This window comes from Streptomyces vastus, assembly GCF_039532825.1.
Taxonomy (GTDB): Bacteria; Actinomycetota; Actinomycetes; order Streptomycetales; family Streptomycetaceae; genus Streptomyces; species Streptomyces vastus.
Window position 1 is genome coordinate 17,335 of record NZ_BAAASJ010000125.1, and the last position, 13,751, is coordinate 31,085.

Genomic DNA, 13,751 nt, shown 5'->3' on the forward strand with positions numbered 1-13,751 from the left:
GACCGCGCACGCTCGGCGTGGGTGTTCGTCACCACACCCGTCCCCGCACCAGCCTGAACAGGCCGGATTGCAGGGAGATGCGACCCGTGACCGCCCTGTCGTAGGGGGCAGTCGGGAGCGCGACAAGGTGTGAACGACCGAGTACACAAACGCGGCCGTTCGCGACCGAGAAGGTGACATGCCCTGCTTCTTGCGGAGTTCAGATGCGGGCGAAAGCCTGCTCCAGGATGTCGAGGCCCTCGTTCAGCAGATCCTCGCCGATGACCATGGGCGGCAGGAAGCGCAGCACGTTGCCGTAAGTGCCACAAGTCAGGACCAGCAGGCCCTCCTGGTGGCAGGCCTTGGCGAGCGCGGCGGTTGCCTCCGGGTTCGGCTCCTTGGTGGCCACGCTTTCAGGAGAATCAGTCTTGACGAGCTCGATGGCCAGCATGGCGCCGCGTCCGCGAACGTCGCCGATGACGTCGTACTTCTCCTGCATGGCACCCAGACGCGCTTTCATGACCGTCTCGATGTGTCGCGCCCTGGCGCTCAGGTCGAGCTCCTTCATCGTCTCGATCGAGCCGAGGGCGCCCGCGCAGGCGACGGGGTTGCCGCCGTAGGTGCCGCCCAGGCCGCCCACGTGCGCGGCGTCCATGATCTCGGCGCGGCCCGTGACGGCGGCCAGCGGCAGACCGCCCGCGATGCCCTTCGCCGTGGTGATCAGGTCCGGGACGATGCCCTCGTCCTCACATGCGAACCACTGACCGGTGCGGCAGAAACCTGACTGGATTTCGTCCGCGACGAAGACGATGCCGTTGTCCCGGGCGAACTCGCTGAGCGCCGGCAGGAAGCCCTTCGCCGGCTCGATGAAGCCGCCCTCGCCGAGGAGTGGCTCGATGACGATCGCGGCCACGTTCTCGGCGCCCACCTGCTTGCTGATCTGGTCGATGGCCTGTGCGGCGGCCTCGGGGCCGCAGTTCTCGGGGCCGGTCGGCCAGCGGTAGCCGTACGCCATCGGCATGCGGTAGATCTCCGGAGCGAACGGGCCGAAGCCATGCTTGTACGGCATGTTCTTCGAGGTCAGCGCCATCGTCAGGTTCGTACGGCCGTGATAGCCGTGGTCGAAGACGACGACTGCCTGGCGCTTGGTGTAGGCGCGGGCGATCTTGACGGCGTTCTCGACGGCCTCGGCGCCCGAGTTGAAGAGGGCCGACTTCTTGGCGTGGTCGCCGGGGGTCAGCTCGGCCAGTGCCTCGGCGACGGCCACATAGCCCTCGTACGGCGTGACCATGAAACAGGTGTGGGTGAAGTCGGCGAGCTGTGCGGACGCCCGGCGTACGACGGCCTCGGCGCTCGCACCGACGCCGGTCACGGCGATGCCGGAGCCGAAGTCGATCAGCCGGTTCCCGTCGACGTCCTCGATGATCCCGCCGTCCGCGCGCGCGGCGAACACGGGCAGCACGGACCCCACACCGGCCGCGACCACGGCGGTACGGCGGGCCTGCAACTCCTGCGACTTCGGGCCGGGGATGGCGGTGATGACGCGGCGCTCCTGCGGAAGTGCGCTCATGTGGGGCTCCCTGGGGTCTTGCGGCGGGGTCTGGCGAGGACTGTGCGGCGGGGTCTTTTCGGACAGTCCGCTTCTTTCTCCTTCTTTCCTCGCAGGCTAGGGCCGGGCGTGGGGAGTGGGCATGCTCCATGTGGGCGCTGTTGGCCTGTCGGGTTGTCCGTGGTGGACATGGCGGTGGCCGGGGAGTCAAGCCCTGGCCCGGCCCGGTAAGCGGTGAACTCCCCCTGCGGGGGCATTAGATTGGCTCGCTGATGGTGGATCGAACGGCTGGTCAGGGGACAAGGGCGATGGACAGCGACGGCACGCAGGACGCACGGGGCACACACGCCGATCGCGTGCCGCGCCCGGCGGGGCCGCCTCAGGTACCGCCACGGCCCGCGCAGGCGCCGGGCGCGCCGCCGATGCCGGACGGCTCCGCCTTTCTGGCCTGGCTGCGGGCGCCACGGCCCGAGGCGGCGCCGGGGGTGTGGCGGTTCGGGCACCGGCCGCGGCCGGACGAGGAGCCGGAGGCCGTCTCGAACCGGCAGCTGCTCAGCGGCGCGCTGATCGCCTTTCTCGTGGGATGGCTGATCTGGTCGCTGCTGTGGAACGGCTACCTGGGCGGCTGGTGGCTGGTGCCTCTCTACGCGATGATTCCCGACTCCTGGGCAGGGCCTGGCTCGTACAGTCGCGTGGTTCTCAGCTATACCTGGTACACCGTCGTGGCCCTGATGATCATGGTCAGCGTCGGGCGTCTCGGCCGGTGGGGCGAGGTATGGCGCCGGTTCGTGACCTCGCGCCTGCGACGGCAGATGGAGCGGCCCGTCGCGCCGCCACCGCAGCGGGACCCCGCCGAGTGGCCCGGGCTCCGCGACGCCGGAGCCACCGACGCCGCCGAACGGCTCGCCGCCGAGGCCCGCTCCGGGCTGATGCGCGACGTCGACCACGCCCGCATCACCCGCGCCTGGCAGGGCGTACGCAGCGGCCGGCACAGTCTCGCCACCTTCACCGGCGCGGTGCTCAAGGACGGCGCCGCCGCCTGTCTGCACCCTTCCGGCGAGCGTGATCTTCCTGGGCGACTCGCCCAGCACGACCTCGTCACCGGGCAGGTCCGGCTCGGTACGACCGCCGACGACGCGCGCAATCCGTACGCCTACCGCGGCACCGGACTCGGCCTAGGTCCCGAACTCCTCGGCACCTCCCTGCTCGCCGTCGGCCCGGCCGGATCCGGCAAGACCGACGGTGTCGTACGGCCGCTCGCCGAGTCGCTGTGCCTGCACGCGCTCGCCGGACGGGCCGCCGTCGTCGTGGTCGGGGCCGCGGGCGCCGGGCTCGGGCCCGTGGACGCGTACGACGTCGTCGTACGGGTCGGAAACCCCGAGTCCGTCTACGACCTCGACCTGTACGGCGGCACCACCGACCCCGACGAGGCGGCGGCCGTACTCGCCGAGGCACTCGTCGGCGACCTCACCGATCCGCACCCCGGCGGAGACAGCCGCCGGTCCACCACCGTGCTCGCCCAGCTGCTCGGGCCGTATCGCGCCGTTCACGGGCGCTTTCCCTCCGTGCCCGAACTGCGGCAGCTTCTCGATGGCGCGCCCGGCCCGCTCGGCGCGCTGCGCAAGGCACTCACAGAGGCCGGACAGGAGTCGCTGCTGCGCGAACTCGACGCGCGTGAGCGGCAGTTGGGGCATCCGGGAGATGTCGGCGGAGCGCTGGCCGATCGAGTGGCGCTGCTGGACCGGCCCGCCTTCGCCGGGTTCTTCGATACGTCCGGTCGGTCCCGGCCCTTCTCCCTGCGAGCCCTGGACCACCCCGTGCGGGTACGCATCGACCTGCCCGAACGCGGGCACGCCGACGCCTCGCGGATCCTGGCCCGGCTGGTGCTCGCGCAGTTCACGGCGAGTGTGGCGGTACGCGAGGACCGGTCGTTGTTCGCGTGTCTGGTGCTGGACGACGCGACGGGGGTCATCACGCCCGAGGCGGTACGAGGAGTGCAGCGGCTGCGGTCCGCCAACGCCGGGGTGGTCATGACCCTGCGTACGCTCGACGATGCGCCGCGGCCGCTCAGGTCGCCGTTGCTCGGGGCGATCGGCTGCCGGGTGGCGTTGTCCGGGCTCACGCCCTGGGACGGGCAGGATTTCGCCGAGGTGTGGGGCAAGGAGTGGACCGAGGCGACGGACGTCACCGACCGGCAGATCATCGCCGAGACCCCGCTCGGCAAGACCGCCCACGCGCTGCGCCGAGTGATCACGGGACGCGCGCCCACGGCCCGGGCGGTCACCGTCCGCCAGGTCGAGCGTGAGCGGTGGTCCGCGTCCGAGCTGGCGCATGCGGTTCCGCCGGGGCATGCGGTGCTGTCGCTCACGAGTGTGCGCGGGGAGCATGCGCCGCCATTGCTGGTGGATCTTCGCGGCTGAGTCCGACAGGTGGCAGGACATCTGGACATAAGGTGACGCGGTCACCGTACAGTGAGGCAGAATCGACACAGGTCGTTCATACGTGGCGGCCAAAAGATCACACCCTCTGCCAGTCACGGCACTTCCGCCGCTTCGGTGAAGGCCTCGCCAGGAAGACCTGAAGGTCCCATGCCCCCGACGCTCGCCTCGCTCGTCCAGCACTCGGCGCTCAGACTCACCGTGCGTGCGGGCGAGGAGCACATCGACCGGCCCGTCCGCTGGGCCCATGCCAGCGAACTCGCCGACCCCGTCCCGTATATGGAGGGCGGGGAGCTGCTCCTGATCACCGCGCTCCAGCTGAACGCGGAGGACCCCGAGGCCATGCGGCGCTATGTGAAGAGGCTCGCGGGGGCGGGAGTCGCGGGGCTCGGGTTCGCTGTCGGGGTCCACTACGAGGAGGTGCCGAAGGCGCTGGTCGACGCCGCGGAGAGCGAGGGTCTGCCCCTCCTCGAAGTCCCCCGGCGTACCCCCTTCCTCGCCATCAGCAAAGCTGTCTCCGCCGCGATCGCCGCCGATCAGTACCGCGCCGTGACCGCCGGCTTCGCCGCCCAACGCGAGCTGACCAAGCGGGCCTTGAGCGAGGGACCCGAGGGCCTGCTGGCCGCGCTCGCCTCACAGATCGACGGCTGGGCCGCCCTGTACGACGCGACCGGTGCCGTCGTCGCGACGGCGCCCGACTGGGCGGAGCGGCGGGCGGCTCTGCTCACCGCCGACGTGAAACGGCTGTGGGAGCGGCCCGTGCCCGCCAGTTCCGTCGTCGGAGGGTCCTCCGAGGACGGCGAGGACGAGGACCGCGTCGAACTGCACTCGTTGGGGACGGGGCGGCGGCCTCTGGGGGCGCTGGCCGTGGGTACCGCCGCGGCACCGGGTACGGCCGAGCGCTACGCCGTGCATTCCGCGATCGCTCTGCTGACGCTCACGACGGAGCGGTCGCGGTCGTTGCATGCCGCGGAGCAGCGGATCGGGGCGGCCGTGCTGCGCATGCTGCTGGCGGGGCAGCCGGACCATGCGCGGGCCGCCGCCGGAGATCTGTACGGGGAACTGCTCGATGCTCCGTATCGCGTGATCCTCGCGGAGTCCGGGGTGCCGGGTACGCGAGGCCGGGGCGTGGGCGGGGGCTTGTTCTCGACGTCGGCTTCAACTTCGCCCTCGGCTTCGGGAGCTGATGCGGTGGCGGCAGAAGCCGGGGGCGACCCGGTGGGTGGGTTCGCGGAGGTTGTCGAAGCCGCGGCTGCTCGGTCGGGGGAGGCCGTGCTGGTCGTGCCCGACGGGGAGCGGCTGGTGGTGCTGGCTGCGGACGGGGGTGCGGTGGTTGCGTCCTGCGCCCAGTACGCGGAGGCGCTGCCGGCCGAACGGGGTGCGGTGGAGCAGGGCGTGGACGAGGACGAGCTGGTGGTCGGACTGTCGGCTCCTGCCGGACCCATTGCCGCCGCGGCTGCCTATAAGCAAGCCGAACAGGCGCTGTCCGTTGCCCGGCGGCGGGGGCGGGTGCTGGTCGAGCACGAGGAACTGGCCGCCGGGTCTGTGGTGCCGTTGCTCGCGGATGACGCCGTGCGGGCGTTTGCGGACGGCTTGTTGCGGGCGTTGCATGAGCATGACGCGACGGGGCGGGGGGACTTGGTTGCTTCCTTGCGGGCCTGGTTGTCGCGGCATGGGCAGTGGGATGCGGCTGCGGCGGATCTTGGTGTGCATCGGCATACGTTGCGCTATCGGATGCGGCGGGTCGAGGAGATCCTGGGGCGGTCACTGGACGATCCGGATACGCGGATGGAGCTTTGGCTGGCCCTGAAGACGTCGGCGTCCGGCGGGTAGGCGGTTGGGTTCGCGGGTGTGCGCGACCACCGGACGCGATGGCGCTCCGCGTCACCGGTTCGAGATGCGATTCCTCCCCGGCGTGAACGCCGGGGCTTCTTCGCACGCACCATGTGAAGAACGTGTGCGAGGTGCATGGCGGGAGGCGAATCGGTCTGTCGGACGCCGATCCTCTGTCGTAGGTTCTACCCAGATGAGAGATACACCCCGCCCACAGGGGACTGTGGGCGATACAGGGTCGGGGCCTCCCCAGCTTCGCCCTGGTCGTGCCCTCGCGCACACAACTGGAGCCTCCGGCTCCGGAGGGTCTCCTCACCGGTCGGACAGTCGCTCGCCCCAGACCCCCCGGGGCGTGCGACGACCCGGTCTTTACGGCCGCCTCGGAACTACCCCCCCTGTTCCGGGGCGGCCGACCTTTTCTCTGGCGGTTCTGGCCGCTCTGGCCCTGCTCTTCGCGTTCCTCACCTGGCAGGTCGCCGTCGACACCCCGCTGCGCCGCGCCGACGAGCGCCTCGGCCGGGCGATCGCGGACGGTCCGCTGCCGGACGGCTTCGCCGAACTGCTCGCGGATCTCGGTAACTTCACGGTCGCCGTCCCGGTCCTGGTCGTGGCGCTCGCGTACGTCGCCTGGCGTGCGCGTCGCGCCGGTACGCCCCGCTGGTGGCTGCCGACGCTCGCGGCCCTGGTCACCATGGCAGCCGTACCTGCGCTGGTCGTCCCGCTGAAGGAGGCCGTGGGGCGCACAGGTCCGCCCGGCATGGCGGGCGACGGCTACTACCCCTCGGGCCACACGGCGACGGCCGCCGTCGCCTACGGAGCGGCCGTCCTGCTGCTGCTGCCCTGGCTGCGCGGCTCGTACGTCCGTCGTGAACTCGCCATCGGCTGCCTGGTGTTGGTCGTCGCCGTCGGCTTCGGTCTGGTCCGGCGCGGCTACCACTGGCCGCTGGACGTGGTGGCGAGCCTGGTCCTGAGCGCGATGCTCCTGATTGCGCTCACGGTGTTCCTGAACTCCCGCAGCTCTCGGGCCCGCTAGAAGCCCATACCTCAGCTGTCGAAGCCGAGGCCCAGTCTGTCCAGCGTCTTCAGCCACAGATTGCGCCGGCCGCCGTGCGCGTCCGCCCGTGCCAGCGACCACTTGGTGAGGGTGATGCCGGTCCAGGCGAAGGGCTCCGGCGGGAAGGGGAGCGGCTTCTTGCGGACCATGGCCAGGGACGTACGTTCCGTGCGCTCCCCCGCCAGCAGGTCGAGCATCACGTCCGCGCCGAAGCGGGTCGCCCCGACGCCGAGTCCCGTGTAGCCCGCCGCGTACGCGACCCGCCCCTGATGTGCCGTACCGAAGAAGGCCGAGAAGCGGGAGCAGGTGTCGATCGCGCCGCCCCACGCGTGGGTGAAGCGGACGCCCTCCAGCTGCGGGAAACAGGCGAAGAAGTGCCCGGCCAGCTTGGAGTACGTCTCCGGGCGGTCGTCGTACTCGGCGCGGACCCGGCCGCCGTACGGATAGACCGCGTCGTAGCCACCCCACAGGACACGGTTGTCGGCCGACAGCCGGAAGTAGTGGAACTGGTTGGCGCTGTCGCCGAGGCCCTGGCGGTTCTTCCAGCCGAGGGAGGCGAGTTGGGCGTCGGTGAGCGGCTCGGTCATCAGGGCGTAGTCGTAGACCGGGACGGTGTACGAGCGGACGCGTCTGACCAGGTTGGGGAAGATGTTCGTGCCGAGGGCGACGTGCCGGGCGCGGACGCTGCCGTACGGAGTGCGTACGGCCATACCGGCGCCGTGTGCCTTCAGGACGAGCGCGGGAGTGTGCTCGTACACGCGGACGCCCAGCTCGACGCAGGCGCGTTTGAGGCCCCAGGCGAGTCTGGCGGGGTTCAGGAGCGCTACGCCGTGGCGGTCGTGGAGGCCGGCGAGGAATGTCGGTGAGTCGACTTGTTGCCGCACGGCGTCGGCGTCCAGGTACTCGATGCCGTCCGCGAGTCCGTGACGCTCCAGCTCCCCGTACCAGTCACGGAGTTCGGCGGCCTGGTACGGCTCGGTGGCAACATCGATCTCGCCGCTGCGCTCGAAGTCGCAGTCGATGCAGTAGCGGGCGACGGTGGCCTCGATCGCGTCGAGGTTGCGCGCCCCCAGCTCCTGGAGGGTGTGGATCTCGTCCGGCCAGCGGCTGAGGCCGTTGGCCGGGCCGTGCGTGAGCGAGGCGGCGCAGAAGCCGCCGTTGCGTCCGGAGGCGGCCCAGCCCGCCTCGCGGGCTTCGACGAGCACGACGTCCCGCTGGGGGTCGCGTTCCTTGGCGAGCAGCGCCGTCCACAGTCCGCTGTAGCCGCCGCCGACGACGAGCAGATCGCAGGTCTCGGCGGTGGTGAGGGCGGGTTCGGGGTGGGGCTTTGCGGGGTCGTCCAGCCAGTAGGAGACGGGCTGGGCGTCGGAGAGTGACTTCGTCCAACGGGTCATGCCTTGTGTGGTGATGCCTTGTGTGGTCATGCCTTTTGCCTGTTCCGGCGACCGCTGATGACCATTCCGGCCAGCACGATCAGTACGGCGACGATGAACATGCCCGTACCGATGACATTGATCTGGACCGGTGTGCCGCGTTGCGCCGAGCCCCACACGAACATGGGGAAGGTGACGGTCGCGCCCGCGTTGAAGTTGGTGATGATGAAATCGTCGAAGGAGAGCGCGAAGGCGAGCAGCGCGCCCGCGACGATTCCGGGGGCCGCGATGGGCAGGGTGACCCGGACGAAGGTCTGGACCGGCCCGGCGTACAGGTCGCGTGCGGCTTCTTCCAGCTTCGGGTCCATCGACATGACGCGCGCCTTGACGGCTGTCACGACGAAGCTGAGGCAGAACATGATGTGGGCGATCAGGACTGTCCAGAAACCCAGCTGAGCCCCCATGTTGAGGAAGAGGGTCAGCAGGGAGGCGGCCATCACGACCTCGGGCATCGCCATGGGAAGGAAGATCAGCGAGTTCACGGCGCCCCGCGCACGGAAGCGGTAGCGGACCAGTGCGAAGGCGATCAGCGTGCCGAGCACTGTGGCGCCGAGCGTCGCCCAGGCCGCGATCTGCAGGCTGAGCGCGAGCGAACCGCACAGATCGGCGACCCCGCACGGATCGGTCCACGCCTCCGTGGAGAACTGCTGCCACTCGTAATTGAAGCGGCCCTTCGGGTTGTTGAAGGAGAAGACCGTGACGACGGCGTTCGGCAGGAGCAGATATCCGAGCGTCAACAGGCCCGCAATGACGACGAGACGGCGCTTGAGCCAGCGTACGAGGGGCATTTAGACCAGATCCTCCGTCCCCGACTTGCGGATGTAGAGCGTGACGATGACGAGGATCGCGGCCATGAGAATGAACGAAAGAGCCGCGGCCGTCGGATAGTCGAGAACCCGCAGGAACTGGCCCTGGATCACGTTTCCGACCATGCGGGTGTCCGTGGAGCCGAGCAGATCGGCATTGACGTAATCACCACTGGCGGGGATGAACGTGAGGAGCGTGCCGGAGACGACACCCGGCATGGACAGCGGGAAGGTCACCTTGCGGAAGGTCGTGAACGGCTTTGCGTACAGGTCGTCGGCCGCCTCGTGGAGGCGTCCGTCGATGCGTTCGAGCGAGGTGTAGAGCGGCAGGATCATGAACGGCAGGAAGTTGTACGTGAGTCCGCAGACCACCGCGAGCGGCGTGGCAAGTACGCGGTCTCCGGCCGTGATGCCGAGCCAGCTCGTGACATCGAGCAGGTGCAGCGAGTTGAGGGCGCCGACGACCGGGCCGCCGTCCGCGAGGATCGTCTTCCAGGCGAGCGTACGGATCAGGAAGCTGGTGAAGAACGGCGCGATGACCAGGATCAGGATCAGATTGCGCCAGCGGCCCGCGCGGAACGCGATCAGATACGCGAGCGGATAGCCGAGCAGCAGACACAGGACGGTGGCGGTGCCGGCGTAGAGCACCGAGCGCAGGAACTGCGGCCAGTACTCGGACACCGCGTCCCAGTAGGCCGCGAAGTGCCAGGTGACCTTGTAGCCCTCCTCCAGGGAGCCCGTCTGCACGGACGTGGAGGCCTGGTAGACCATCGGCAGCGCGAAGAAGACCAGCAGCCAGAGGATGCCGGGGAGGAGCAGCCAGTAGGGGGTGAGGCGGCCTCTTCTGCGCGGGGGCTTCTTCTGAGGAGCTGGGGCGAGAGGCGGTGGCGCCTCGGTGAGGGTCGTCATGCCGAGGCCTCATCCGAGACCGTCTCCACGCCCGCGACGCCCGCGACTATGGATTGCGTCGCGTCCAGGCCGAAGGTGTGCGCCGGGCTCCAGTGCAGGACGACCTCGGTGCCGGGGACGAGCCGTGCGTCGCGGTCGATGTTCTGGGCGTAGACCTCGAACTCGGGGCATACGGGGCTGTCGATGACGTACTGCGTGGAGACGCCGATGAAACTGGTGTCGGCGATCGTCCCTGTGATGCGGTTGCGGCCTTCGGGGATCGAGCCCGCGTCGTCGGCGTGCGTGAGGGAGATCTTCTCGGGGCGGATGCCGACGAGGACCTTGCCGCCGGTCGTGGTGGGCGCCGAACAGCGCGCGGCCGGCAGGGAGAGCTTGCCGCCGCCCGCCCTGAGCACGATCTCGTCGCCGCTCGTGGTGTCGACCTCGGCCTCGATGAGGTTGGAGGTGCCGAGGAAGTTGGCGACGAAGGTCGTATTGGGGTTCTCGTAGAGGTCGGCGGGCGATCCGAGCTGCTCGACCCGGCCCGAGTTCATCACGGCGACCGTGTCGGCCATCGTCATGGCCTCCTCCTGGTCGTGCGTGACGTGGATGAACGTGATGCCCACCTCGGTCTGGATGCGTTTGAGTTCGAGCTGCATCTGGCGGCGCAGCTTGAGGTCGAGGGCGCCGAGGGGTTCGTCGAGGAGCAGCACCTTGGGGTGGTTGATCAGCGCGCGGGCGACGGCGACGCGCTGCTGCTGGCCGCCGGAGAGCTGGTGCGGCTTCTTGCGGGCCTGCTCGCCGAGTTGGACGAGCTCCAGCATCTCCTCGACCTGTTTCTTCACCGACTTGACGCCGCGCCGGCGCAGACCGAAGGCGACGTTCTCGAAGATGTCGAGGTGAGGGAAGAGGGCGTACGACTGGAAGACGGTGTTCACCGGCCGCTTGTACGGCGGCAGGTTCGTCACGTCCTGGTCGCCGAGTGCGACGGTGCCCGACGTGGGTTCCTCCAGTCCGGCGATCATCCGCAGGGTGGTGGTCTTGCCGCAGCCCGACGCCCCGAGGAGGGCGAAGAACGATCCCTGGGGGACGGTCAGGTCGAGCGGGTGCACGGCGGTGAAGGAGCCGTACGTCTTGCTGATTCCGGAGAGGCGGACATCGCCGCCGGTGTCGTTCGTCATGGTGGTCACGCCCCTGTGAGCTTTGCGAACTTCTCTTCGTAGGCCGTCTCTTCCTTCGTGCTCAGTGAGCGGAAGGAGCGCGACTTGGCGGCCATGGCCGCGTCGGGAATGATCAGCGGGTTGTTCGCCGCGTCCTCGTCGATCTTCGCGAGTTCGGCTTTCACACCGTCCACGGGGCACACGTAGTTGATGTACGCGGCGAGTTGGGCGGCCGGGCCTGGCTCGTAGTAGTAGTCGATGAGGCGTTCGGCGTTGGTCTTGTGGCGGGCCTTGTTGGGGACCAGCAGGTTGTCGGTCGATGTCATGTAGCCGCTGTCCGGGATGACGAAGTCCACGTCCGGGCTGTCCGCCTTGAGCTGGACGACATCACCGGCCCAGGCGATACAGGCCGCAAGGTCGCCCTTGGTGAGGTCGGCCGTGTAGTCGTTGCCGGTGAAGCGGCGGATCTGGCCCTTGTCGACGGCCTTCTGGAGGCGGGCGATCGCCGCGTCGTAGTCGTCGTCGGTGAACTTCGCCGGGTCCTTGCCCAGGTCCAGCAACGTCATGCCGATGCTGTCGCGCATCTCCGACAGGAAGCCGATACGTCCCTTGAGCTTCGGGTTGTCGAGCATGTCGGAGACGGACTTCACCTCGACGCCGTCGAGTGCCTTCTTGTTGTACGCGATGACCGTGGAGATGCCGGTCCAGGGATAGGAGTACGCGCGTCCCGGGTCCCAGTCGGGGTTACGGAACTGCTGGGAGAGGTTGGCGTACGCGTGCGGCAGGTTGGACGGGTCCAGTTTCTGGACCCACCCGAAGCGGATGAGCCGGGCGGCCAGCCAGTCGGTGACGCAGATGAGGTCGCGGCCGGTGTCCTGGCCCGCCGCCAGCTGTGGCTTGATCTTGCCGAAGAACTCGACGTTGTCGTTGATGTCCTCGGTGTACTTGACCTTGATGCCGGTGCGCTTGGTGAACGCGTCGAGGGTGGGGTGACGCTTCTCGCTGTCGTCGACGTCCATGTACTCGGTCCAGTTGGAGAAGCTGATCCGCTTCTCCTTGGCCGAGTGGTCGTCGGAGTCGACACCGGCGGTTTTCTTCGCCGCCGGGATGCCGCAGGCGCTCAGCGTCGCGGCGCCGCCGAGGGCGAGGGCACCGCCGGCGGTGACGCGCAGTAGCGAGCGGCGGCTGAGGGAGGTCCGGCCGTTTCGTTGATGGTCCATGTCGATCTCCTCCGCCGTCGCGATCCCCTCCGGGGTGGGGGTGGCGTGGCTCCAGCTCGATTTGATGGCTGATCCTGACAGAGGAGGACCTGTCCAACAAGTGATTCCGTTGTTGCCATTTGATTAAGCGACGGAATCTGTTGCTCAGCGGGTTGCCTCCGGCGGTTGGGCGGGTGGGTTCGTTTTCGGGTGCGGGGCCGGGTGCCGGTGCGTCAGCCCGTCGCAGGCCGGGCGTACGACCCGGTGTCGGTACACAGCGAAGGTGACCTGAGACAGAACCTGAGCGACGGGCATAGGACGCACCGGCCCACGACCCCTCCCGCCGGTGGGAAGCTGCGGGTAGTTGGGGGTACGGGCTTGCCCGGGCGCGTGCTCTTCCGGGGGGGTGCGTGCTTTCTCCGGGCGCGGGAAGTCGCAGGCTTTGGCTTTTTCAGGGGCGCGGGGCTGTGTCGATATGCGGCTCCGCCGCGTGGGCGCGACCAGCCACAACGCACCCGCAGCCGCGACACGCAGTGTCACCCCACCCCCTGGCGGGGGCCTGGGGGCGCAGCCCCCAGTTTCGGGAAGGGGCGGGGCTGGGGAAAAGAACGCCTCCCCGCCCGGCGGGAGCCCTAACGGGAGACGACGAGGGACGTGTTGAAGCCGTCGTCGCCCGGGCCCGAGTAGTCCGTCTCGCTGTCGGAGAGCAGCCCGGGAGCGATGATGAGCAGCACGAGCATGGTCACGCCCAGCGCCGTGCCCGCGACACCGCAGATGATCCCGGCCAGCGCCTGCCCGGCGTTGGTGGCCTCACCGCGCCGCGCCTTACCGCGCCCGATCGCACCGAAGATCACCGCGAGAATGCCGAGGATGATGGCCACCGGCCAGAGGCAGAAACCAACCGCAGATACGATCCCCAGCACAAGCCCCGCCGTGCCCATCCCGTTGCTCGGCGCCATCGGCATCCCGGGCCAGCCGTAACCGGGACCGCGGCCGGGGGTGGCCGGGTAGTAGGGCTGGCCCTGGTAGCCGTAGCCATATCCATAGGTCGCCCGGCCCGGCCCGTCCGGGGAGATGGGAGGCGGAGGAACGGGTTCGCCGGGGCCACCGCCCGGGGCGGCGAAGGGGTTGCCGGACGGATTCGACGGATTCGGGGGCGCACCGCCCGGGCCCGCGTACGAATTGCCGTAGGCAGACGCACCCGGCGGAGCCACAGGACTGGCCCAGGGCTGGGCACCCGCCGAAGGCGGCGTACCCGTGCCCGGTATCGAGGTGACCGTCGGCTGGTCATGCACAGAAGGCGAGCCGGACCCGCCCCGCTGCCCGGAGCCCCCGGCACCGTCGGGCGGCACGGACGCCCCCGCTGCCGGACCTGAACCCGCGCCCGGTCGCGACGCAGCCGCGTCAGGCGC

General features: G+C 69.5%; 10 protein-coding genes. 3 read left to right on the top strand and 7 right to left on the bottom strand.

All coding sequences use genetic code 11. The features are described 5' to 3' along the window. Window positions 1-199: 199 nt before the first annotated feature. Window positions 200-1,549 carry a 4-aminobutyrate--2-oxoglutarate transaminase gene (gene gabT / locus ABD357_RS42420; RefSeq protein WP_344396951.1) on the bottom strand — a complete coding sequence of 450 codons (1,350 nt, stop codon included), beginning with the start codon at window positions 1,547-1,549 and terminating at the stop codon, window positions 200-202. 287 nt (window positions 1,550-1,836) lie between these two features. Here gabT and ABD357_RS42425 point away from each other — a divergent pair, with 287 nt between their 5' ends. The 3 genes from ABD357_RS42425 (at window position 1,837) to ABD357_RS42435 (ending at window position 6,832) form a co-directional block, all read left to right on the top strand. Next, complete coding sequence (locus ABD357_RS42425; RefSeq protein ID WP_344396952.1) at window positions 1,837-3,948, top strand: ATP-binding protein; 2,112 nt, start codon at window positions 1,837-1,839, stop codon at window positions 3,946-3,948. A gap of 168 nt (window positions 3,949-4,116) precedes the next feature. Beyond that, window positions 4,117-5,799 (top strand): PucR family transcriptional regulator, encoded by a 1,683-nt coding sequence (locus tag ABD357_RS42430; protein ID WP_344396953.1) that lies wholly within the window; start codon window positions 4,117-4,119, stop codon window positions 5,797-5,799. Window positions 5,800-6,151: 352 nt separating this feature from the next. Next, on the top strand, window positions 6,152-6,832 hold the full coding sequence (locus tag ABD357_RS42435) for a phosphatase PAP2 family protein (protein ID WP_344396954.1): 681 nt from the start codon (window positions 6,152-6,154) through the stop codon (window positions 6,830-6,832). Between the two features lie 11 nt (window positions 6,833-6,843). Here the strand turns inward: ABD357_RS42435 and ABD357_RS42440 are convergent, their stop codons facing one another. The 6 genes from ABD357_RS42440 to ABD357_RS42465 form a co-directional block, all read right to left on the bottom strand. Further along, window positions 6,844-8,247, bottom strand: coding sequence for an NAD(P)/FAD-dependent oxidoreductase (locus tag ABD357_RS42440; protein WP_344397614.1), 1,404 nt, complete (start codon window positions 8,245-8,247; stop codon window positions 6,844-6,846). Between the two features lie 26 nt (window positions 8,248-8,273). Then, the gene (locus ABD357_RS42445) at window positions 8,274-9,074 is read right to left on the bottom strand and encodes an ABC transporter permease (protein WP_344396955.1); all 801 of its coding nucleotides are present in this window, start codon (window positions 9,072-9,074) and stop codon (window positions 8,274-8,276) included. Next, on the bottom strand, window positions 9,075-10,001 hold the full coding sequence (locus ABD357_RS42450; RefSeq protein ID WP_344396957.1) for an ABC transporter permease: 927 nt from the start codon (window positions 9,999-10,001) through the stop codon (window positions 9,075-9,077). Next, on the bottom strand, window positions 9,998-11,161 hold the full coding sequence (locus ABD357_RS42455) for an ABC transporter ATP-binding protein (RefSeq protein WP_344396959.1): 1,164 nt from the start codon (window positions 11,159-11,161) through the stop codon (window positions 9,998-10,000). The genes ABD357_RS42450 and ABD357_RS42455 overlap by 4 nt, the downstream gene beginning before the upstream one ends. Before the next feature lie 5 nt (window positions 11,162-11,166). Beyond that, window positions 11,167-12,360, bottom strand: coding sequence for a polyamine ABC transporter substrate-binding protein (locus tag ABD357_RS42460; RefSeq protein ID WP_344396961.1), 1,194 nt, complete (start codon window positions 12,358-12,360; stop codon window positions 11,167-11,169). 611 nt (window positions 12,361-12,971) lie between these two features. Further along, window positions 12,972-13,634 carry a DUF4190 domain-containing protein gene (locus ABD357_RS42465; RefSeq protein WP_344396962.1) on the bottom strand — a complete coding sequence of 221 codons (663 nt, stop codon included), beginning with the start codon at window positions 13,632-13,634 and terminating at the stop codon, window positions 12,972-12,974. Window positions 13,635-13,751 lie beyond the last annotated feature (117 nt).

What these genes read in the sequence shown, in the direction of transcription:
- gabT (WP_344396951.1), bottom strand. Translation starts at nt 1,549, where the DNA reads ATGAGCGCACTTCCGCAGGAGCGCCGCGTCATCACCGCCATCCCCGGC.
- ABD357_RS42425 (WP_344396952.1), top strand. Translation starts at nt 1,837, where the DNA reads ATGGACAGCGACGGCACGCAGGACGCACGGGGCACACACGCCGATCGC.
- ABD357_RS42430 (WP_344396953.1), top strand. Translation starts at nt 4,117, where the DNA reads ATGCCCCCGACGCTCGCCTCGCTCGTCCAGCACTCGGCGCTCAGACTC.
- ABD357_RS42440 (WP_344397614.1), bottom strand. Translation starts at nt 8,247, where the DNA reads ATGACCCGTTGGACGAAGTCACTCTCCGACGCCCAGCCCGTCTCCTAC.
- ABD357_RS42445 (WP_344396955.1), bottom strand. Translation starts at nt 9,074, where the DNA reads ATGCCCCTCGTACGCTGGCTCAAGCGCCGTCTCGTCGTCATTGCGGGC.
- ABD357_RS42450 (WP_344396957.1), bottom strand. Translation starts at nt 10,001, where the DNA reads ATGACGACCCTCACCGAGGCGCCACCGCCTCTCGCCCCAGCTCCTCAG.
- ABD357_RS42455 (WP_344396959.1), bottom strand. Translation starts at nt 11,161, where the DNA reads ATGACGAACGACACCGGCGGCGATGTCCGCCTCTCCGGAATCAGCAAG.
- ABD357_RS42460 (WP_344396961.1), bottom strand. Translation starts at nt 12,360, where the DNA reads ATGGACCATCAACGAAACGGCCGGACCTCCCTCAGCCGCCGCTCGCTA.